Annotated in this window: 17 protein-coding genes and 1 pseudogene; 2 read left to right on the top strand and 16 right to left on the bottom strand. The window is 32.6% G+C overall.

The genetic code is table 11. The features are described from left to right. Positions 1 to 56 precede the first annotated feature (56 nt). The 16 genes and pseudogenes from SB028_RS05655 to SB028_RS05580 form a co-directional block, all read right to left on the bottom strand. On the bottom strand, positions 57 to 227 hold the full coding sequence (locus SB028_RS05655; RefSeq protein WP_318859936.1) for a hypothetical protein: 171 nt from the start codon (positions 225 to 227) through the stop codon (positions 57 to 59). 277 nt (positions 228 to 504) lie between these two features. Beyond that, positions 505 to 747, bottom strand: a complete 243-nt coding sequence (locus SB028_RS05650; RefSeq protein WP_260665192.1) for a hypothetical protein — start codon at positions 745 to 747, stop codon at positions 505 to 507. Positions 748 to 1,784: 1,037 nt separating this feature from the next. Continuing rightward, positions 1,785 to 2,162: pseudogene (locus tag SB028_RS05645) on the bottom strand (DUF637 domain-containing protein); the annotation flags it as partial. Positions 2,163 to 2,504: 342 nt separating this feature from the next. Further along, on the bottom strand, positions 2,505 to 3,032 hold the full coding sequence (locus SB028_RS05640; protein ID WP_260664481.1) for a hypothetical protein: 528 nt from the start codon (positions 3,030 to 3,032) through the stop codon (positions 2,505 to 2,507). 55 nt (positions 3,033 to 3,087) lie between these two features. Then, complete coding sequence (locus tag SB028_RS05635) at positions 3,088 to 3,606, bottom strand: hypothetical protein (protein ID WP_318859935.1); 519 nt, start codon at positions 3,604 to 3,606, stop codon at positions 3,088 to 3,090. 69 nt (positions 3,607 to 3,675) lie between these two features. Next, positions 3,676 to 4,182, bottom strand: a complete 507-nt coding sequence (locus tag SB028_RS05630; RefSeq protein ID WP_318859934.1) for a contact-dependent growth inhibition system immunity protein — start codon at positions 4,180 to 4,182, stop codon at positions 3,676 to 3,678. A 3-nt stretch (positions 4,183 to 4,185) separates the two neighbouring features. Continuing rightward, complete coding sequence (locus SB028_RS05625; protein ID WP_318860135.1) at positions 4,186 to 5,760, bottom strand: DUF637 domain-containing protein; 1,575 nt, start codon at positions 5,758 to 5,760, stop codon at positions 4,186 to 4,188. A 297-nt stretch (positions 5,761 to 6,057) separates the two neighbouring features. Further along, entirely contained in the window at positions 6,058 to 6,246 is a 189-nt protein-coding gene (locus SB028_RS05620; RefSeq protein WP_069369150.1) for a hypothetical protein, read from the bottom strand. Positions 6,247 to 6,275: 29 nt separating this feature from the next. Beyond that, positions 6,276 to 6,608, bottom strand: a complete 333-nt coding sequence (locus SB028_RS05615) for a zinc ABC transporter substrate-binding protein (protein WP_069369149.1) — start codon at positions 6,606 to 6,608, stop codon at positions 6,276 to 6,278. A gap of 6 nt (positions 6,609 to 6,614) precedes the next feature. Next, positions 6,615 to 8,027 carry a DUF637 domain-containing protein gene (locus SB028_RS05610; RefSeq protein ID WP_318860134.1) on the bottom strand — a complete coding sequence of 471 codons (1,413 nt, stop codon included), beginning with the start codon at positions 8,025 to 8,027 and terminating at the stop codon, positions 6,615 to 6,617. A gap of 465 nt (positions 8,028 to 8,492) precedes the next feature. Then, positions 8,493 to 8,825: a hypothetical protein gene (locus SB028_RS05605; RefSeq protein ID WP_069369151.1), complete on the bottom strand. Its 333-nt coding sequence runs from the start codon at positions 8,823 to 8,825 to the stop codon at positions 8,493 to 8,495. Further along, complete coding sequence (locus SB028_RS05600; RefSeq protein ID WP_318860133.1) at positions 8,822 to 10,417, bottom strand: DUF637 domain-containing protein; 1,596 nt, start codon at positions 10,415 to 10,417, stop codon at positions 8,822 to 8,824. The genes SB028_RS05605 and SB028_RS05600 overlap by 4 nt, the downstream gene beginning before the upstream one ends. Positions 10,418 to 10,714: 297 nt before the next feature. Next, a complete protein-coding gene (locus SB028_RS05595) occupies positions 10,715 to 10,954 on the bottom strand; it encodes a hypothetical protein (RefSeq protein ID WP_069370115.1) in 240 nt (79 codons plus the stop codon). A gap of 145 nt (positions 10,955 to 11,099) precedes the next feature. Next, positions 11,100 to 11,606, bottom strand: coding sequence for a contact-dependent growth inhibition system immunity protein (locus SB028_RS05590; RefSeq protein ID WP_069370114.1), 507 nt, complete (start codon positions 11,604 to 11,606; stop codon positions 11,100 to 11,102). Continuing rightward, complete coding sequence (locus tag SB028_RS05585) at positions 11,606 to 16,900, bottom strand: DUF637 domain-containing protein (protein WP_318859933.1); 5,295 nt, start codon at positions 16,898 to 16,900, stop codon at positions 11,606 to 11,608. The genes SB028_RS05590 and SB028_RS05585 overlap by 1 nt, the downstream gene beginning before the upstream one ends. Before the next feature lie 15 nt (positions 16,901 to 16,915). Then, positions 16,916 to 18,460: a ShlB/FhaC/HecB family hemolysin secretion/activation protein gene (locus SB028_RS05580; RefSeq protein WP_069370113.1), complete on the bottom strand. Its 1,545-nt coding sequence runs from the start codon at positions 18,458 to 18,460 to the stop codon at positions 16,916 to 16,918. A 182-nt stretch (positions 18,461 to 18,642) separates the two neighbouring features. On the opposite strand from SB028_RS05580, the gene modF reads away from it, so the two are divergent. Both modF and gpmA read left to right on the top strand, forming a co-directional pair. After that, positions 18,643 to 20,109, top strand: coding sequence for a molybdate ABC transporter ATP-binding protein ModF (gene modF / locus SB028_RS05575; RefSeq protein WP_069370112.1), 1,467 nt, complete (start codon positions 18,643 to 18,645; stop codon positions 20,107 to 20,109). Positions 20,110 to 20,498: 389 nt separating this feature from the next. Next, positions 20,499 to 21,251: a 2,3-diphosphoglycerate-dependent phosphoglycerate mutase gene (gene gpmA / locus SB028_RS05570; protein ID WP_069370111.1), complete on the top strand. Its 753-nt coding sequence runs from the start codon at positions 20,499 to 20,501 to the stop codon at positions 21,249 to 21,251. Positions 21,252 to 21,312 lie beyond the last annotated feature (61 nt).

Here is a 21,312-nt window from a genome sequence, read left to right as displayed (position 1 = left end):
TGATGGTTTTTAGTTCAGAATAATACTTCCATTAAAGAATAAACAATTAAATTTATTTATTCTGAATACATGCGAGTAAAATAATCGCTAATTTTATTGTTATCAAGCAATCTATCTTTGGTAAAATCAAGACTATCAGAGACGACAATATATTTTCTTAGCTCTTCAGGAATATCTTCTATCGTTGCATAAATAGTAGGAACAATAAAACGAAAATAATCATCCATTTTGGTTTTGCCTTCATATACAGAGCTAAAACTATGTATCATCAATTTAATTGGTTGGCCCATTCCATCGTAATTCATTAGGAACTAAATCAAATAACATATTAATGATACCGTAACAGCGTTATTTAATACTGTTCAGGTGATCATCGCGACGCTGTGTTAATTATTAATATGGTTGCTTTTCAATAAAAAAGAAAACCATCACTTAGTTAGTGTTTTAATAAAAATATTAAGTGATGGTTATATTTATATTTTAAAAATTGAACATGGAATAATTTTAAGCATTAATTAAATCTAATTTTGCACTATTCAAAATGGCCATAAAATCATCTAAATTAAATTTATGCTTCACATCTTCACTTAAATACCGACTATCATTAAAAAATTCAATTTCTATTTTATCGGTTCCACTATCTTTATTTAATTGACAAAGTATTTGTTTTTTATATGAAATTTCAACAGTAATATTCTTATATTTATTGTCACTTACAAAATCAATTTCAAAGTTAGAATCGATCATTAGTTATTACCTCTTTTAGGATCAAGAAAACCAGAAAAAGAACCATCTGCATTATATCGAACACCTTGCCCATTAGGTAATCTATATTCAATTCCACCTCTAGATAATTCGGTTTTAATTGTGGATGGGTTTTTCAATAATTTTTCTATAAAAATACTTGCTAGCGCATTTTTATTCTCAATATTTCCTTTTAATGGTTCAAAAGACCCTCCCTTTCTACCTGCATGTTTTTCCCATGCTCTAGCCGCCTCAGATAAGCCTTGTGAATTTATAGGCTTATTCGCTGAATCTAATAAATTTTTTATACTAAATTTATTTTGCCTAGCAATCTTAGCTGATGTCTTAGCTATAAGCAGAGAACTTCCTTTCGCAACTCCAGCACCACCAGCAAATAGACCTACGAGATCAAAAATAAGTTTCCCGCTTTCAACACCCGCATTAAATGAACCAGATACACCTGCTTTTTGATATTCTGCTTCCAGTTTTTCAATACGATCGATATAAGATTGTTTAACCGCTTGAGTTAATGTATCGAAAACATTATCACTTTGAATAACCGCTTTGATAGCTTGGTATGTTTCTAACGGATTTGTAGCAAGAGAAGCGAGCCCTTCAATCGTTTCATACAATCCTGTTGGTATACCTGCTATAAGACCTGCATTAAACCCTGTATCTTGTCCTATATCTACTGATAGCCATTTAAGATAAATTGCTGTCTTTTTAAAATAATTAGTTTCAGTAGATAATTCTTTCTCCATTAACTTTTGCTGATGGTGAGAGAGATAATTGTAACGGAAACTATTTTCAGCTCCTCTTGCACCACTATATACACCACCAGGCTCACCAGTAAAAATACCGCCTGCTATACCACCGAATAACCTAACAAATTGAGCTTGTGATTCTGATTTTTTATGCCACTCCTCAGCCTTAATAGTATTATCACCCAACGAAATAGCCGCAATTTCAGCAGCTAAACTGCCGACAATTGCACCATTAACATTTCCCCCACTAATTTGGGCAGATAAACCAGATAATGTTGCATGGCTTAACACCTTTCCCGCATGCCCTAATACCGCACCGTTATCACCAATGAGATTGGCGCCTTCTGCGTGAAATTGACTGCCGATATGGTTTAATAACGCAGTTTTAAAATTATCAATAAAACTGCCACCTTGAATGGCTGTGCCTAGTGTAGAACTCACTACTGACTGTGAGGCAACGCGTTGAGCAACTTGAGTCCATGTGGCGTTATCAGTAAGCAGTAACTTACCTGTTGAGGGTAAGGTTCCTCCTTGGATTGCCTGATCCCAACCCATAAATTGGTCAAGACCTTGCAATGCCCCCGCAACCACCATACTGGTAACGACTGACTTGACAGTGTCACTACGACCTAATGACTCTAGAGTTTTAGATATATTGCCTTTGTTTTCAGCTAAAGAAACAGTCGCTTACGAAACTAAAGAAGCAAAACCGTTAATGATTGTTCTTTTTGGGATTTAATATCCGCAGAGATACCTTGTGGTGTATAAATTGTGAGCTACCCGCCAATATAGAGTTCGGGTAATTATTGCTATTCTTTATTAATTATTAACATTATTAGTTTTATTAAAAAATAAAACCAGATAAGATAATTCTATTTTTCATTTTATTATTTACAATTATTAAAAAACATTATATATAATAAAAAACCACCTTATACATAATTAGAATAAGGTGGTTTTATTTATTATCCATTTAAACCATATGATTTCATATTATTAAATTTCGATCAACTCACCAATAAAATCATCATTTAAAATATTATCTATATTCCTCTTCTTTGACTTATCTATTAAATACTTTAGATAATCATTAAATTCCCAATGAGTATCTTTTATCACTTCCTCATTTTCATCATACTGATAAACTTTATTTGGATTATCAGAATCAGTTAATAAAAATAGATATTCATTTTCTAATTCTATTGAAAAAAAGAAAGGTTTTTGATCTAATAAGTCATGCTGTTGTATATTACACAAACTTTCACACATATCAATTTGAAATTGAATGTGATTTCTAACAGAAAATGTATGGCAATAAAATAAAAGAGATGAATCATCAAAAATCCCTCCACTACATCGCCCTATACAACTTAGAAAACTATATAATTGTTCTGTTATTTTTATATCATAGAAACGTTTTATTTTTTCTATCTCATCATCAGAATATCCTTTTATTTTATGAATATTGATAGAAATCTCGGGGTAAATTAAATGTAGATTATTTATTAATTGATTGTTTTTCATAAAAATTATTCACCCTTATATAATTAATAGTAGTAAATTACTATTACAGTTATCTTCATATATTAATTAATTCGCCTGTAACACAATGCTTTTTTACACATTTTCTAGTTTCGCTGTTGATTAATTTTTTTAAATATTGATAAAGTGTCCACTCTGTCTCCTTTACTATTTCTTCATTTTCATCGTAATGATAAACTTGGTTTGGATTATCTGAATCAGTTAATAAAAATAAATATTGGGTTTCTGACTCTATAGAGATGAAAAAAGGTTTCTTTTTAATTAAATTAAATTGTTTTATGTTACATAGATCATTACGTGTACCAATTTGAAATTGTACATGTCCTCTAACCGAAAAATTATATCGATAAAATAACAATGAATAATCACAAAAAAAACCACCACTGCAACGCCCCATGCAATTCAAAAAGTCATATAGCTGACCAGCTACTTTAATATCATAAAGACGTTCAATTTTTTTTATCTCATCATCAGAATACCCCTTTATTTTATGAATATTGATAGGAAGCTCTGGATAGACAGAATGTAAATGATTTATTAATTGGTTATTTTTCATAAATAAACTCATATAACAAAAAATCACCTTACATATAATTAGTATAAGGTGATTTTATTTAGTATCCATTTAAGCTTTACGACTAATACAACGTGTAAAAGCTTCTTTTATTGATGCACCTAAGACCTCGTCACTGCAATTGGTTTTTAATGTAATAATTGCACTATCAGGTATTCCCTCACCTACCCAATGATCCATACGTAAATGATTTAGAGGACTAATAGTAATTTCATCATCTGTAAGATCTAAGCTACATCGATTCATATTATTAAAAAGTGCTGTTTTATTTTTATAATCATACTCTTCGATTATTTTTTTTATCCAGTCTTGATAAGGTTTTTTATCATTATACATTTGATGAAACTGATCTGAATTTTCTTTAATTTGCTCACTTTTAATCAGAGCGAGTTTTGCATAATAACCTAATTCTGCATCAAGAAGATCATTAGGTAAAACTTTATAGCCTTTTTTTAGATCCATTATATAGATAGAGTGACCAGAAAAAGTTAATAAAATATAATGAGCATCATTATAATAAACACTTGCTCTTAATTTATTATTTTTTAATTTAAACATATACTATTCCTTAATAATCGTAATATTAACTTTTATATTTTTTGATGATGCATTTTTGATAGAATCATTAATAGCATCCCATTGTTCTTTATTGGTTTTTTCTGGAACGCCTAATTCTAATGTTTTTAATTTCACATCTTTTTTAGAAATTTCTGTAGTTCCATGCGCATCACCACTATATTTATCCATAGTTGAAATATATTTATTTAATATATTTTCTATTGATTTTGGATTTTTAAGTCTTGATTCCGTCTGGGTATTTAATGTCTTTACACTAATATATTCACCTGTATTACCATCATAATAGTCAAATGTTTTGGCATTAAGATGTAATCGTGTAAGTCGTTTATTTGATAGACCAATGTAATTCTCAAATGTCATTCCTTGCTCTACTATTGCACCTTGGTACATCCATTTCATTGTGATTTTATTTCCTGATTTGTCAATAAAATAAATATCATTTATTGGTATAAACTGCGTTTTATTGGCATTAAAACTTATTGGACCATAAATTCTATTACCATTACGCCTAGTTATTGATGCACCTATTGCAATTACTGAAGTTAAGTTTTCAAGTGTTTTTTTATCCCATCCAGTAAATTTACTCGCATTTTCAATCCATTGATTTTTTGAAAATGTTTCACTATCTGTTAATTTATCGGCTTCAGTGTAAGTAAATAATTTGATTTTTTCATAACCACTAAATAAGGGATAATTTCCACCTATCCTAGTTTTCTCTTTTGTGATCCAATAATCTGAAAGTAATGAATCTTCCACATGTGTATATGGATATTTTTTCATTAAAGATTCATAATAATTTCTTTCAGATGAATCTAATGATTCTTGAGCAACGCAATAAACTTTTCGACAAGACGCAGCTAATAAGCGCTCTAATTTATTTTTATCTCCATTGGCTAATTTATTAATTGCTTTTGTTTCTTCTAAATGAAGTTGTCGATTATAACGTTCGACTAATTCTGCTGAATTAGCCGCACTAATAACGCCCTCCGCTTTACCTGTTGCAAGTAAACCAGCAAAAGCACCCACTAGACGGCTTCTCTGAGCCTGCTGTTCTCGCCACTGCTCTGTCTTAATTAAATTATCGTTGAGCGATATCGCCGCTATCTCTGCCGCCAAGGCACCTGCGACTGCGCCGGTAACACTGCCTCCTGCAATTTCTGCACTAATACCCGCAACGACGGAATGACTTAAAACCTTTCCTGCATGTCCTAATACGGCACCGTTATCACCAATGAGATTGGCACCTTCTGCATGGAATTGACTGCCAATATTGCTTAATAGCGCGATTTTAAAATTATCAATAAAACTGCCGCCTTGAATGGCTGTGCCTAGTGTAGAACTCACTACTGACTGTGAGGCAACGCGTTGAGCAACTTGAGTCCATGTGGCATTATCCGTCGCAAGCAACTTGCCTGTTGAGGGTAAGGTTCCTCCTTGGATTGCCTGATCCCAACCCATAAATTGGTCAAGACCTTGCAATGCCCCTGCAACCACCATACTGGTAACGACTGACTTGACAGTGTCACTACGACCTAATGACTCTAGAGTTTTAGAGATATTGCCTTTGTTTTCAACTAAAGAAACAGTCGCTTACGAAACTAAAGAAGCAAAACCGTTAATGATTGTTCTTTTTGGGATTTAATATCCGCAGAGATACCTTGTGGTGTATAAATTGTGAGCTACCCGCCAATATAGAGTTCGGGTAATTATCGCCATTCATTGTTAATTATTAGCATGATTGCTTTTCAATAAAAAAATAAAACCATTACTTAGTTATTATTTTAGAAATAATATTAAGTGATGGTTTTTAGTTTAGAAGAATATTTTTATTAAAGAATAAACAATTAAATTTATTTATTCTGAATACATGCGAGTAAAATAATCGCTAATTTTATTGTTATCAAGCAATCTATCTTTGGTAAAATCAAGACTATCAGAGACGACAATATATTTTCTTAGCTCTTCAGGAATATCTTCTATCGTTGCAGTAAATAGTAGGAACAATAAAACGAAAATAATCATCCATTTTGGTTTTGCCTTCATATACAGAGCTAAAACTATGTATCCTCAATTTAATTGGTTGGCCCATTCCATCGTAATTGATGTCGTAATTCATTAGGAACCAAGTTAAATAACATTTTAATATACTTGATATTACCATCATATAATATACTTATTTTTGAATTGCATTTTTCAGTATATGTTTTAGCTTGAAAATTTAAAAATGAAATATCACTTTCATCAAAATCTTGATTAAGTATTTTTTTGGGTAAATTATGAATTAACTGTAATTCGTAATAACAAGATTTATCTTTTGCTTTTGCTATCATTCCTCTAGACTGAATATTTCTTAATTGAGGCAAAATCCAATACATCATATCTATGTATATTTCATTTTTAGTCATATATTCTCACTTTATTTTTCTTACCGGTAATGGCTTTGAATCAACTATAGGATTTTCTATTTTAGTCCAGCTTCCATTATCTAACAATTGATTAATATATTTTATTTCTCCTATTTCATTATATATTTCCACTGCAGCAACCATCCTATGGTTACCTTCCGTTACATAATAAATACCCTTTTTGTCTATATAACCAGCAATAATACCTGATGGAGCTTTATAGCTATAAAAGTTTTTAAGCATATCAGCTTTTATTAAATCAACTGCATCAGGATCACTTAATCCTACTTGTCCACTTTTTATAGAAGAAATCAATTTATTTCTTGTGGTAATCTTAGCTGATGTCTTAGCTATAAGCTGAGAACTTCCTTTCGCAACTCCAGCACCACCAGCAAATAAGCCTACGAGATCAAAAATAAGTTTCCCGCTTTCAACACCCGCATTAAATGAACCAGATACACCTGCTTTTTGATATTCTGCTTCCAGTTTTTCAATACGCTCGATATACGATTGTTTAACTGTTTGAGTTAATGTATCGAAAGCATTATCACTTTGAATAACTGCTTTAATAGCTTGGTATGTTTCGAGTGGATTTGTAGCAAGAGAAGCGAGCCCTTCAATCGTTTCATACAATCCTGTTGGTATACCTGCTATAAGACCTGCATTAAACCCTGTATCTTGTCCTATATCTACTGATAGCCATTTAAGATAAATTGCTGTCTTTTTAAAATAATTAGTTTCAGTAGATAATTCTTTCTCCATTAACTTTTGCTGATGGTGAGAGAGATAATTGTAACGGAAACTATTTTCAGCCCCTCTTTCACCACTATATACACCACCAGGCTCACCAGTAAAAATACCACCTGCTATACCACCAAATAATCTAACAAATTGAGCTTGTGATTCTGATTTTTTCTGCCACTCCTCAGCCTTAATAGTATTATCACCCAGAGAAATAGCCGCAATTTCAGTAGCTAGGCTACCTATAACAGCACCATTAACATTTCCCCCACTAATTTGGGCAGATAAACCAGATAATGTTGCATGGCTTAACACCTTTCCTGCATGCCCTAATACCGCACCGTTATCACCAATGAGATTGGCACCTTCTGCGTGAAATTGACTGCCAATATTGCTTAATAGCGCGGTTTTAAAATTATCAATAAAACTACCGCCTTGAATTGCCGTACCGAGGGTTGAACTAACGATTGAATGCGAGGCAACACGCTGTGCAACTTGATCCCATGTGGCGTTATCAGTAAGCAATAACTTACCTGTTGAGGGTAAGGTTCCTCCTTGGATTGCCTGATCCCAACCCATAAATTGGTCAAGACCTTGCAATGCCCCCGCAACCACCATACTGGTAACGACTGACTTGACAGTGTCACTACGACCTAATGACTCTAGGGTTTTAGAGATATTGCCTTTGTTTTCAACTAAAGAAACAGTCGCTTACGAAACTAAAGAAGCAAAACCGTTAATGATTGTTCTTTTTGGGATTTAATATCCGCAGAGATACCTTGTGGTGTATAAATTGTGAGCTACCCGCCAATATAGAGTTCGGGTAATTATCGCCATTCATTGTTAATTATTAGCATGATTGCTTTTCAATAAAAAAATAAAACCATTACTTAGTTATTATTTTAGAAATAATATTAAGTGATGGTTTTTAGTTCAGAATAATACTTCCATTAAAGAATAAACAATTAAATTTATTTATTCTGAATACATGCGAGTAAAATAATCGCTAATTTTATTGTTATCAAGCAATCTATCTTTGGTAAAATCAAGACTATCAGAGACGACAATATATTTTCTTAGCTCTTCAGGAATATCTTCTATCGTTGCAGTAAATAGTAGGAACAATAAAACGAAAATAGTTACCTATTTTGGTAAATTTACCGCAACAAGTAGTTTTAACCTTAATTTTTTATCCTTTATTTTTTTTGAATATAAATCTAATGATGATATATTGATATCTTTAAATTCACCATTAAATCTAGATAATTCAAACTCAACAATAGAATCTTTATTAACTAATAATGTATATAGATCATAATCTTCTTCTAAAACATGCTCCAAACAATATACGCTTATTATATTAGAGAATCTATTTTTTAAAAGACAATTAATTTTTTCATTTTTTAGAATAGAACCTTCATTTTTAATTAACCTATCCTTAATAATCATTTCTTTTCTAGAACCAATTAATTTCATTTTAGTCTTCCTGGCATTACCGTTACTAAATTACCTAAATTATCCGTTAAAATTGTTATGATATTCGTTGAGTTTTTAGTAAATTTATCAATGCCAATATATTTATCTAATATAATAACTCTTTCATACAATTTTTCATCTTTACTATTGATGATTCTACTAATTTTTATTTTTGAAATATCATTACTTTGAAGTATTAGCTTTAAATCTACTTGACTTATAGTGAATTGGCTAGCATTTTTATCTGAAAAATGCCGATGAATCACATGTACCCAACCACGCTTTAAGTTACCATTATCAATATTAATTCTAGATTGAACAATAGGATGGTCTAATTCATTTTTAGAAACTACTGTTTTGGCTCCATTAGATACTTTATATCCATTCGTAGTTACTCCTGAATATATTATAAGTTCCCTGTTATTGATTATTTCAATCGCTTTTTTATGGGTAGTTATTAATAATTTTTCTTGTTCTACTATCGGTTTTATAGCAGTAATGTTTAATTTGCCTGACGTTATTAAAGACTTTGCGCTATTAGCTAACATGCTAGAAAAAGCTTTAGCACTTTCTTCTGAACTTGCTAACACCTTATAACCGCTGCCAAAAGTGACGCCTGCTATTGCTGCTTCTGGAGCCGATATCCCAGCAATATTAATACCTAGCTGATTAGTACAATAAACCCAATTAGATTTACATGTATTAAATGCAACTTGAGCAATAGTGATAAGTTCAGGTGTTGCTGCAATAACTGTATGACCAGCAATAAAACTTGCACTTCCTCCTAAACCAAGAGCGATTGCAACCATTCCTGCATTTCGTCGATTGACAACTCTTTCTGCTGCTGCAACATCTCCTTTCGAAGCAGCGATCATATCCTTATTATTTTCTAAAGCTAAGTTAGAAAGCATATGTTCACTGTAATTATGCCGATAAACTAATTCCGCAGAATTAGCCGCAGAAAATACGCCCTCAGGCTTACGAGTCACAATAGCGCCTGTCAGTGCACCAATTAATTTAGTGAGCTGTGTTTGACCTTCATTGCCATGCATTGCCTCTTGAATTAATGCAACTTGTCTGTCAGTTTCATTTAAATAACTAGGCTCAAATAATTTACTTTGTAGCGATATCGCCGCTATCTCTGCTGCCAAAGCACCCGCGACTGCACCAGTAACACTGCCTCCTGCAATTTCTGCACTAATACCTGCTACGACGCCATGACTTAAAACTTTTCCTGCATGCCCTAATACCGCACCGTTATCACCAATGAGATTGGCGCCTTCTGCGTGAAATTGACTGCCGATATGGTTTAATAACGCAGTTTTAAAATTATCAATAAAACTGCCACCTTGAATGGCTGTGCCTAGTGTAGAACTCACTACTGACTGTGAGGCAACGCGTTGAGCAACTTGAGTCCATGTGGCGTTATCCGTCGCAAGCAACTTGCCTGTTGAGGGTAAGGTTCCTCCTTGGATTGCCTGATCCCAACCCATAAATTGGTCAAGACCTTGCAATGCCCCTGCAACCACCATACTGGTAACGACTGACTTGACAGTGTCACTACGACCTAATGACTCTAGAGTTTTAGATATATTGCCTTTGTTTTCAGCTAAAGAAACAGTCGCTTACGAAACTAAAGAAGCAAAACCGTTAATGATTGTTCTTTTTGGGATTTAATATCCGCAGAGATACCTTGTGGTGTATAAATTGTGAGCTACCCGCCAATATAGAGTTCGGGTAATTATCGCCATTCATTGTTAATTATTAGCATGATTGCTTTTCAATAAAAAAATAAAACCATTACTTAGTTATTATTTTAGAAATAATATTAAGTGATGGTTTTTAGTTTAGAAGAATATTTTTATTAAAGAATAAACAATTAAATTTATTTATTCTGAATACATTCGAGTAAAATAATCGCTAATTTTATTATTATCAAGCAATCTATCTTTGGTAAAATCAAGACTATCAGAGACGACAATATATTTTCTTAACTCTTCAGGAATATCTTTTATCGTTGCATAAATAGTTGGAACAATAAAACGAAAATAGTCAGCTATTTTCGTTTTACCTTCATAGCCTACTGGGTAATTTTCATATAGTTCATTAAGAGCTTCAAAAAGAAACATTCCAATCTTTTTAATTCAAAATAAAATTATTTAATTATTTAATTATTTAATTATTTAATTATTTAATTATTTAATTTAATATCCATTACCTAAAATTTACATATATATTACATTTCAATTATACAGGATTCTCACTTTCGTTAAGTTAAAATTTCTTAGTAGTACACCGACTAAATGCAAGACGAATACCCGAACCTATCTCATCAAATGAGCTATCTAACGATAAAATAACCTTATGGGATGCCCCAATTCCTTCCCACCCTTCAAGACTTGAATGGTAAGAAGGTGAAATTAATATTTTGTTATTAGAAAGATAAATAGAACAGTTTAGCATATTAGCTAAAAGTTGGCGTTTTGAGCGATAATCATATTTATACCGTAATAATTCTAGCCATGAATTCCAGTTTTTTTTTATATTTTCCTTCTTAAAGAGTTTGTCATATTCCTCATCTTTAAGCTGAGTTCGACTATTTTCTAAAACTTTAATTAAACTTTCACCAAGCTCCTTATTTGAACACGTTAAAGAAAGTATAATTGATGAAAAATTCGGATCGATTGTCATTAGCCCATAACCAGATTCAGTATTTAAGCAAAAAAATTTATCTGTCATTACTATCAAAGCACAATACTCATTATCGTTAATAAACGTCATCATTTTACCTGCGTTATCTTTACTTCAATATTCATACTTTTACCATAAGCTACCGCACGGTTAATTTCAATCCATTGAGCCTTTGTTGTCGATTGTGGTACAGCAAGCCAAATTTCTCGTTTTGCTATCATTTCTGAATGTAAATTGACTCCTGACAATCTATAACCTTCAAATTTTGCAACATCATCTATATTACTTTTAATTGTATTATAAATTTGTTTTGGTCGATTAAGTTTACTCATCGTTTGAGTATCTAGGCTTTTTGCACTTATTGCTACTTTATCTTTAGCAATATAAAAATCAAATGTTTTAAAATTTTTTGGTAATCTAGTATGAACAGGTAAGCTTTTCGCAATAGAGTTTTCCCATGACATTCCTTGTGTATTTATATTTCCTCCCCCAGAAGACCATTTCATACCAATTTCAGAAGCAGAGATTGTTTTAATTGCTGAATTTCTGCCAAAATATCTAATAGCAAAATCGCTTAATTCTTTAACTAAAAAACCAGCACTAACAAGAAAAAACTGGTTATCTGGCTCTGAAATCCACGATGAAAACTTTAACCAAGAAGGAGTGTTTACGTCTATTTTATCTAAATCTTGTGAATTCCAATATTGAACATATTGTTTAGCTATCTCAGTTTGCATTGTATCAGCACCAAGATAACTAGCCCAATATGGTCTCTTAGTTAACTCAAGTGCATTTTCAATTCTTTTTTTCTTGATCTCGATAACTGCTAACGGGTTGTCATTTAACTCAACATCTAGTTTTAAACTATTTTCATTGCTAAAAACTGCATATTTGTCGATTATCTTTGATAAGCATTCAGCATTAGAACCACACTTATGTATTTCTCGATCGAAATCCATCGAAAGATCATGAAATAAATGGTTGAAACGGAATATATTCTCAGCTGAACTAGCACCACTATATACACCACCTGGCTCACCAGTAAAAATTCCACCTGCAATGCCACCAAATAATCTAACAAATTGAGCTTGTGATTCTGATTTTTTCTGCCACTCCTCAGCCTTAATAGTATTATCACCCAACGAAATAGCCGCAATTTCAGCAGCTAAACTGCCGACAATTGCACCATTAACATTTCCCCCACTAATTTGGGCAGATAAACCAGATAATGTTGCATGGCTTAACACCTTTCCCGCATGCCCTAATACCGCACCGTTATCACCAATGAGATTGGCGCCTTCTGCGTGAAATTGACTGCCGATATGGTTTAATAACGCAGTTTTAAAATTATCAATAAAACTGCCACCTTGAATGGCTGTGCCTAGTGTAGAACTCACTACTGACTGTGAGGCAACGCGTTGAGCAACTTGAGTCCATGTGGCGTTATCAGTAAGCAGTAACTTACCTGTTGAGGGTAAGGTTCCTCCTTGGATTGCCTGATCCCAACCCATAAATTGGTCAAGACCTTGCAATGCCCCCGCAACCACCATACTCGTAACAATAGATTTAGCGGTATCACTACGGCCGAGGGATTCAATAGTTTTATAAATACTGCCTTTGTTTTCGGCTAAAGATACCGCTGCTTGCGATACTAAAGAGGCAAAACCTGCTTGTGCTGCGACAGATGCCGTTGAAGCCACACTGGCTGATGCACCTGCCGCAATGGTGGCTTCACTTGCCATTCCACCAATGGTTGCCGCCGTTGCAGTACCGTAAGTTGCAACCCCTACCGCGATAGCAATAACCGCACCAACAACAGGATTTAATTGCTGAGTTTTATCATCCCAACTGGAATAAGTGTCTTTCACTAAATTCCAATTAATATTTTCTTGGCGCTGGAGAGCGTTAAGCCAAGCATATTCTGGCGTGTTACTTAAAACCGTTAATGCTTGTTCTAGTGATTGTTCTTTCTGGGCTTTAATATCCGCAGATATGCCTTTGGGGGCATCAATTGTGAGCTTTCCGCCAATATAAAGTTCAGGTAATACCCATATTCCTTTGGTGTATCCCTGATCACGTTGAGTAATATAAATATCTTTTGAATTGGTAATAACTTGTTTAAAGGCTGTATTTTTTACTGCTTTAAAATTAATTTTTCCTGTTTTACTGGTTAACTTGGCATTTTTTGCTGTATCAATTTTAGTCGCTTCTAAAGTGATATCATCTTTAGCCAATAAATTAATATTGCCATTAGCAATAAATTCGGTAACTTTATTATTGGTATTATAAAATGTTTTCGTATATTTCTTTTTAGTAATACACAAAGTCCACTTATTACATTTTTTCTTTTCTTCTTTGTAGTAACTCGATTCTTCCATCGCTTGTGCGTAAAGAAATCCACCTTTAGCGGCGATATCCATCTCTTTATTTGCAGTTAATTTTGATGCCTGAAATAAAATACTACCTTCAGATAATAGTGTTAGATTATTACCACTATTAATTTCAGTACTGACTTGTTTACGAAGTTCTTCTAAGTCAGAACCCGACTCTTTACGAAAATGTGTTCTTACTGCGCCCAATTGAATATTGCCACCACTTGAAATGGTGACGTCACCCTCTGATTTAATTGAACTTCCTTCTGTGATTAATGTGCCTGATGACGCAATAGAAATACCTTTATTACCGGTTATCGTTGCTGTGGCATATTGAATATCTTGAGCATCTTCGTGAGGATCTGTAATAGCAGAATAAGCATTTGCACCTAGTTTTATATTTCTACCCGCTAATACAATGACTTTATCTTTTGAATTTAATACTGTTGAACTTAAATCAATATCACGAGCAGCATTTAAAATAAGGTTATTATCTGAAAATAATTTAGATTGTAATTGAGGATAATAAACATCACTAAAGAAAGGATCGGCTTTTTTTATTGATTTAGAGGCAAGGAAAATATCCTTTCCGGCATTAAAGGTTATAGTTTTATCACTATGATATTTTATTCCTTGACTAATAATATCTTTACCGGAAGTGAATGTAATATCACCTCGCATTTTCCAGCTTTCCGTTTTTGATAATGCAGGTTCTTGAGTATATAAATGGAAATACGGCAATATTTTAAAAAGCTCTGATTCATTTCTCTGAATTTTTATATCACCAGATGAAATTAAATTTAAAGAATTAGCATTATTAACATCAATATTATTAAAAGTAATATCCCCTCCTGATTGAAATAAAATAGAATTAGAAACATTAATAACAGGAGGAGTTAAAAAATCTTTTTCATTAAATGCAGAAATAGGATTTAATGTATAATTAATGTTTCCATTTTTAGCAAGAACAACATTATCTTTTGCTGTTAAATCTACTTGGTTAAGTTCTATATTTTTATTTGAAATTAAACTTAACGAATATTCTGATAAAAGTTGTGCATCTTTTATTGTAATATCATCATTAGAGATAATAGATAAATCATTATTTGATTTTATATTTGACGATACGTTAATAGAACTAGAATTAATTAATATATTATCAGCTAAAATTTCATAACCAGATGGAATTTTATTGATCAATCTTTTTGTGGGTGAATATTTAGATGGTGGCTTCGTTTCTATATTAATACTATCTTTAAAATCTAAAATTAAATTACCCTTTGATGATATTATTAAAGAATTATTTCTATCAGGTAACCAAGAATAAAATTTATTAACTAATTCAAACTTCAATGGTTCTCTTACATAAAGAATATCGTAATTATCTTCATCCTCCTCCTCATCTGCATATACCCCTAGATGATCATATGCAGTCTTATACTTGTACCATAAATTTAATTCTCCAGATCCTAAATTTGAAATTACAGCATTACTTCCTGTTAAAATAGTATTTTTATTACTCCGGATCACACCTAATTTATTGACCAATTCATTAGCATTAATATAAATATTTTTTCCTGAATCTATATATCCTATAGAATTACTATACTTATATTTATACCTTTCAGTATTAATAACATCCGTACTTGTTAAATCGAGATAGCCAAACCATTTTTCATATGGAAAATTCTCTAATTCGGGATAATAGGTGTTTATAGAAACAACACCTTGACTATTTCCCCAATATGATGCGACAAAACTTCTTTTAGCGGTAGAGTTTGCTTCAATACTTGAAATAATGGGTAAATCACTTAAAGATGTATTAACCAATTTCTTTGTTCTAATAATCAAATCACCCTTTTCTGTTTTTATCGTGGCGGATTGATTTTCAATTAAAGTACTAGGATCACCCTGTGCATTTTTTTGTATCCATAAGTTATCTTTTGCTTGAACAAGTGCCTTTTCGCCTTTATTAGTGAGTTTATCTGCAAATAAACGTATATCTTTTTCTGAGATAATTTCACTATGATTAGTTAGCGTATTAGTGGCTAACGTAATATCTCTTTTTGCTTTTAACTTAGTATTATGATTAACCTGTAGTTCTTTACTGCTAACATTAATATCTTGCTCTGATTGAATATTGCCATTAAAGGTAATTTTTCCATCAACCGTTAAATTCACACTGTGTTGATTTGTATGAATATCACTTAAATTAACACCAACACCCTTTTCTGTGCTGACTAGGCGTATTTGATTGGCATACATTCCTCCCAGCGCTTTAGTATCAATCGAGATTGTTGGCTTTATGTCTTCTCCAGTAAGGCTATTTACCGCTCCTTTTTCAAAATCAATACGGTTATTACCTTGCATTAAAGAAAGGTTTTTTGCGTTTATTTTTCCATTTAACTCAATACTGCGGCTAATAATGTCGGCATAATTCTGAGCTTGGAGATCCATGCCTTGTTTTCCAATAACAACACTGCCTTTTTTCACTTCTATTGCCGAATAAGCACCTTGAGGGCTAAATTGAGGTTTTCCTGTCGTAAGCGTAATTGCTGGGGTATTAATAAATGAACAACCATCACAGGTAATACCATTCGGATTGGCAATAACCACTTTCGCCTGTTCACCTGCAACTTCTAATTTTCCTAATAACTGTGAATATCCATTTCCTACTACTTCATTAATAATTAAATGCGCTGAATTACCTTTTAAATGGGGATTAGCATTCACTTGTTTGGCTAATTGAGTATTAACAGGTGTTGTTGCATTATTAAGTACAGCACCTTGTTTTCCGACATTAAATGAGTGAAATTGATTATGAGAAATACCAACATTATTAGGTGTTGCAATATTAATAATAGGAACGGTATTTTGCTGACTTATTTTTATCGTTTTATCGACGGGAGTAATTACAGAACTCCAAGCAGGATGTAATGGGTAAATAGCAGTTAAATAAATAATGCTATAGCTAATTAAGCGCTGTTTTCGAGAAATATCCTTTTCGTGCATATAAACCTCCAAACCTTAAATAACAAAAGAAACAGACCAAAATAAAGACCAATGATCAGGTTTTAATGATGTGGGATAAAACATAGGCTTATTAATTAATATCTGAGAGGAAAAAATAGAGTGATCAAAAGAAGCACCTATTGCGCTTCCTATTATTTTATTTTTCTTTGTTTCATATTTATCTGAATGAGCAACGCCATAATCAAGTGCAAAAATAAAATTAACATTACCTAAAAAACATTTTATTTGTGGTGTGTTTATTTCATTACGCCAATAAAATCCGCTATTCGCATTCAGTTTTGTTTCTTTATATCCACGAGTTGCCTTTATTCCATCAATTGCAACTCTTTCTATACTATAAAGATTATCTGGCGTATATTGCCCATAAAATGACGTAATATAGACAAATTTGTTAAGAAATAAATGTTGATAGCTTAAATTTATGCTTAGTTTTCGATAATGACTACGAGGTGAGTTTTCAGCAATATAATCCGGTGTTGCACCAAAAAGAGAAATCCCGAGCTCGGCAACTGGATTAATGATTAAATATCCATTATGTATACTTAAATTATATTCAGGGCTAAATGACAAAGAAGTTAATGTAGGGCTCGTTATTAATAGTTTTTGTTGTGCTAATTGTGTCCTTGCTTTTTTATGTTTCAGGGAACTCTTTAATATTATTCGTTGCTTATTATCACGATAGGCTAAACGACTAATATCAAAGTGTTGATCACTATTTTTGTTTTTATAACGATATTGAGCATTATGGCTTTGAAAAGGATAAGAGGATTGGCTATGCGATACTTGATACTGATAAAACCAATAACCATAAGGAATATTCACACTTGCAGTATAAGCACGAGAATAGTGAGTGCGAGTGAAATCAGTATTTGTTTTTAGTGAAAGAATCCATTGTTCACCCAAGCCAAATAAAGAATCTATGGTTGTAGTATTCGTTAATAGAATTTCACCTGTTGTTTTGGTACCTGAATTATCAACGGTTAATTGATTTTTAAATGCAAGTTTTTTATTATTCTGAACAATAAAAATAGAAGAATATCCCACACTATCGCTTGGTCTTATATCCAGTGTATATTGTGATGTTGTTAATCGATTAAGTTGCTCAAGCCCATGTTCTAAATCGCGTAGATTAAGTATTTTTTCTTTGTACAATGGAAAGATAATATTAATTAATCGAGAAGAAGTATTATTAATAAAAATATCTTTTATTTTTCCCTCTATCACTTTAACTGTAAGCTTATTCTTAGATAAGTCTTCATGAGAAATAAATGCCTGTGAAGTGATATAACCTTTTTTAATATATTCATTTGTTATAACATTAGCGATACTTTGTATATCATTTAATGTTAAACATCGATATAGGTATTTGGATGTTAGTTTATTCTGTTTTTTATCACTTAATACATCAGCATTTTCTATCTTTATTTCATTAATTAAAAAGCAATTATTTTTATTGACATCAGAAAAACATTTTTTATTTATTAAAATGAATAAAAAAAACGACAATAATATAATATTTTTATTTTTAAATTTATGCATAAAAAAATCATCCTTGAGTTATTTTTTATATCATTACATAAACTATCTAACTTAATGATTATCATTTTTTAATAGCCTCTTAATTTTTTAATTTAAGAATGATTCAACAGATATTGACAATGTTTAGTTAACCCGATATTGGTAAGTACTCTACTTGCTCTAAAAATATACGGATAATAATAATGACGTACTTGCAACTCAAAAAAACACAATTTCGATTAAGCGATACACTCTGTTTGCAAATTAATGACTTAACGATTAATGAAGGTGACAGTTGGGCATTTGTCGGCAGTAATGGTAGTGGCAAGACCGCCTTAGCAAATGCATTATGCCAAGAAAGCATTTTGCTTTCTGGTGAGCTTATCAATACATTTTCTCGTCCAATTAGCCTCTCTTTTGAAAAACTACAAAAAATGATCGAAGAAGAGTGGCGCCGTAATAATACAGATTTATTAAGTGAAGGTGAGGAAGACACTGGCTTAACGGTGGCTCAAGTTATTCAAATGCAGGTAAAAGATGATGACAGATGTTTTTTATTAGCTAAGCAATTTGGCGTTGAATATCTTTTATCAAGACGGTTTAAATATCTTTCTACTGGTGAGTCTCGGAAAGTATTGCTTATTCAGCTTTTAATGAACAAACCAGATTTGATTATTTTAGATGAGCCTTTTGATGGTTTAGATGTAGATTCTCGCCGTGCTTTAAATGAATTATTATCGCTATTACATCAACAAAATCTGACAATTGTACTGATTTTAAATCGCTTTAATGATATTCCTGATTTTATTCAATATGCAGGATTACTGATTAATTGTGAATTGGTGATAAGCGGTAAAAAAGAGCAGATTTTATCTGATTCGGTAATAGGGCAGTTATCTCACAGTGAAACCCTTGAAAATCTCACACTACCTGAACAAGAGTCACCAGATGCGATCCCACAATTACCGCCAACACTTTCCCCTATCGTGCTAAAAAATGGTGTAGTGAGCTATAACGACAAACCTGTTCTTCACCATTTAAGTTGGGAGGTAAAACCGCAACAACATTGGCAAATTTTAGGCCCTAATGGCGCAGGAAAATCGACATTATTAAGTTTAATTACAGGGGATCATCCTCAAGGTTACAGCAATGACTTAGCACTATTTGGTCGTAAAAGGGGAAGTGGCGAAACAGTATGGGAAATTAAACGCCATATTGGTTATGTCAGTAATGCCCTGCATCAAAGTTATCGCGTTTCTTCAACAGTAAAGAATGTCATTATTTCAGGTTTTCATGACTCAATTGGTATTTATCAGGCTATTACCGATAAACAGCTGAAACTCGCTGATGAATGGTTAGCGTTAATTGGTTTGACAAACCATGCCAATAGTCCATTTCATGCTTTATCCTGGGGACAACAGCGCTTAGTATTAATTGTGAGGGCTCTAGTTAAGCACCCTACTTTGCTTATTCTTGATGAGCCACTGCAAGGATTAGATACAACGAATCGACTCTTAGTACAGCGTTTTATTGATATCATGATAAGCCACAGTAATACGCAACTTTTATTTGTCAGCCATCATCAAGAGGATGCGCCTTCATGTATTACTCATCGATTGACTTTTATTAAAGACGGCGAAATTTATCGTTATCAGCAAGAAATTTGTTAAATGCGGACTTTTACTGACATAATCAGGGCAATGATTTTAGAAATTAACGGTAAACTTGGCTTTGCTTTTTTATTTAAATCGACACTTTTTTGCTTGTTATTCGAACAATAATAAATAAAAAATGTGTCGTTTTTATGGACGCTATTTTCGTCTATTTTTTATACAAAACGGATATTTTGTTTTTTTACGCCGATCCCGCTAGATTAATAGCTTGAACGATTAAGCAAAAGGTGTGACAACTGTGCAATAATTCATCGAACAAACGACATTTTTGACTTAATCCCCCTTGTTTTGTCACTTATGTTTGGTGTTCTTGTCGATGATCCATATAATGATTGAAGTGCTAATTTTAAACTTATATTAAGAAAGTAATTATAGGAGTCTAAACTATGGCAGTAACTAAGCTTGTGCTAGTTCGACACGGTGAAAGTGTATGGAACAAAGAAAACCGTTTTACAGGCTGGACTGACGTTGAGCTGTCAGACAAAGGTCGAGTTGAAGCTGAAGAAGCGGGTAAGTTATTGAAAGCAGAAGGTTTCACTTTTGACTTTGCATATACTTCTGTTCTGAAACGCGCAATTCACACTCTGTGGAACATTCTTGATCAAGTAGATCAACAATGGCTGCCAGTTGAAAAAAGCTGGAAATTAAATGAACGCCATTACGGTGCTCTGCAAGGCTTAAACAAAGCTGAAACCGCTGAAAAATATGGCGATGAACAAGTTAAACAATGGCGTCGTGGTTTTGCTGTTACGCCACCAGAATTAACGAAAGATGATGACCGTTTCCCTGGTAAAGATCCTCGTTATGCATCTTTAACTGCGGCAGAACTGCCATTAACAGAAAGCTTAGCGCTGACTATCGACCGTGTAACACCATACTGGGAAGAAGTGATTAAACCTCGTGTGGCTTCTGGTGAAAAAGTTATCATCGCCGCACACGGTAACTCACTGCGTGCTCTGGTTAAATACCTAGACAATATGAGCGAAGATGAAATTCTTGAGCTGAATATCCCAACAGCTGTACCTTTAGTTTACGAATTTGATGAAAACATGAAACCAATCAAACGTTACTACTTAGGTAATGCTGACGAAATCGCAGCAAAAGCAGCCGCTGTTGCTAACCAAGGTAAAGCAAAATAATTTAATTTTTATTTTGAATAATATATAAAAAATGCCACTTCAAAGTGGCATTTTTTTACAT

Origin of the sequence: Proteus vulgaris (assembly GCF_033708015.1) — a bacterium.
Classification (GTDB): domain Bacteria; phylum Pseudomonadota; class Gammaproteobacteria; order Enterobacterales; family Enterobacteriaceae; genus Proteus.
Note: the sequence above shows the minus strand (reverse complement) of the source record. Positions and strands in the feature narration are given on the sequence as shown.

Bases quoted from the DNA above. Each gene is read 5' to 3' on its own strand.
- SB028_RS05655 (WP_318859936.1), bottom strand. From the start codon at position 227: ATGGATGATTATTTTCGTTTTATTGTTCCTACTATTTATGCAACGATA.
- SB028_RS05650 (WP_260665192.1), bottom strand. From the start codon at position 747: ATGATCGATTCTAACTTTGAAATTGATTTTGTAAGTGACAATAAATAT.
- SB028_RS05640 (WP_260664481.1), bottom strand. From the start codon at position 3,032: ATGAAAAACAATCAATTAATAAATAATCTACATTTAATTTACCCCGAG.
- SB028_RS05635 (WP_318859935.1), bottom strand. From the start codon at position 3,606: ATGAAAAATAACCAATTAATAAATCATTTACATTCTGTCTATCCAGAG.
- SB028_RS05630 (WP_318859934.1), bottom strand. From the start codon at position 4,182: ATGTTTAAATTAAAAAATAATAAATTAAGAGCAAGTGTTTATTATAAT.
- SB028_RS05620 (WP_069369150.1), bottom strand. From the start codon at position 6,246: ATGAAGGCAAAACCAAAATGGATGATTATTTTCGTTTTATTGTTCCTA.
- SB028_RS05615 (WP_069369149.1), bottom strand. From the start codon at position 6,608: ATGACTAAAAATGAAATATACATAGATATGATGTATTGGATTTTGCCT.
- SB028_RS05605 (WP_069369151.1), bottom strand. From the start codon at position 8,825: ATGAAATTAATTGGTTCTAGAAAAGAAATGATTATTAAGGATAGGTTA.
- SB028_RS05595 (WP_069370115.1), bottom strand. From the start codon at position 10,954: ATGTTTCTTTTTGAAGCTCTTAATGAACTATATGAAAATTACCCAGTA.
- SB028_RS05590 (WP_069370114.1), bottom strand. From the start codon at position 11,606: ATGACGTTTATTAACGATAATGAGTATTGTGCTTTGATAGTAATGACA.
- SB028_RS05585 (WP_318859933.1), bottom strand. From the start codon at position 16,900: ATGCACGAAAAGGATATTTCTCGAAAACAGCGCTTAATTAGCTATAGC.
- SB028_RS05580 (WP_069370113.1), bottom strand. From the start codon at position 18,460: ATGCATAAATTTAAAAATAAAAATATTATATTATTGTCGTTTTTTTTA.
- modF (WP_069370112.1), top strand. From the start codon at position 18,643: ATGACGTACTTGCAACTCAAAAAAACACAATTTCGATTAAGCGATACA.
- gpmA (WP_069370111.1), top strand. From the start codon at position 20,499: ATGGCAGTAACTAAGCTTGTGCTAGTTCGACACGGTGAAAGTGTATGG.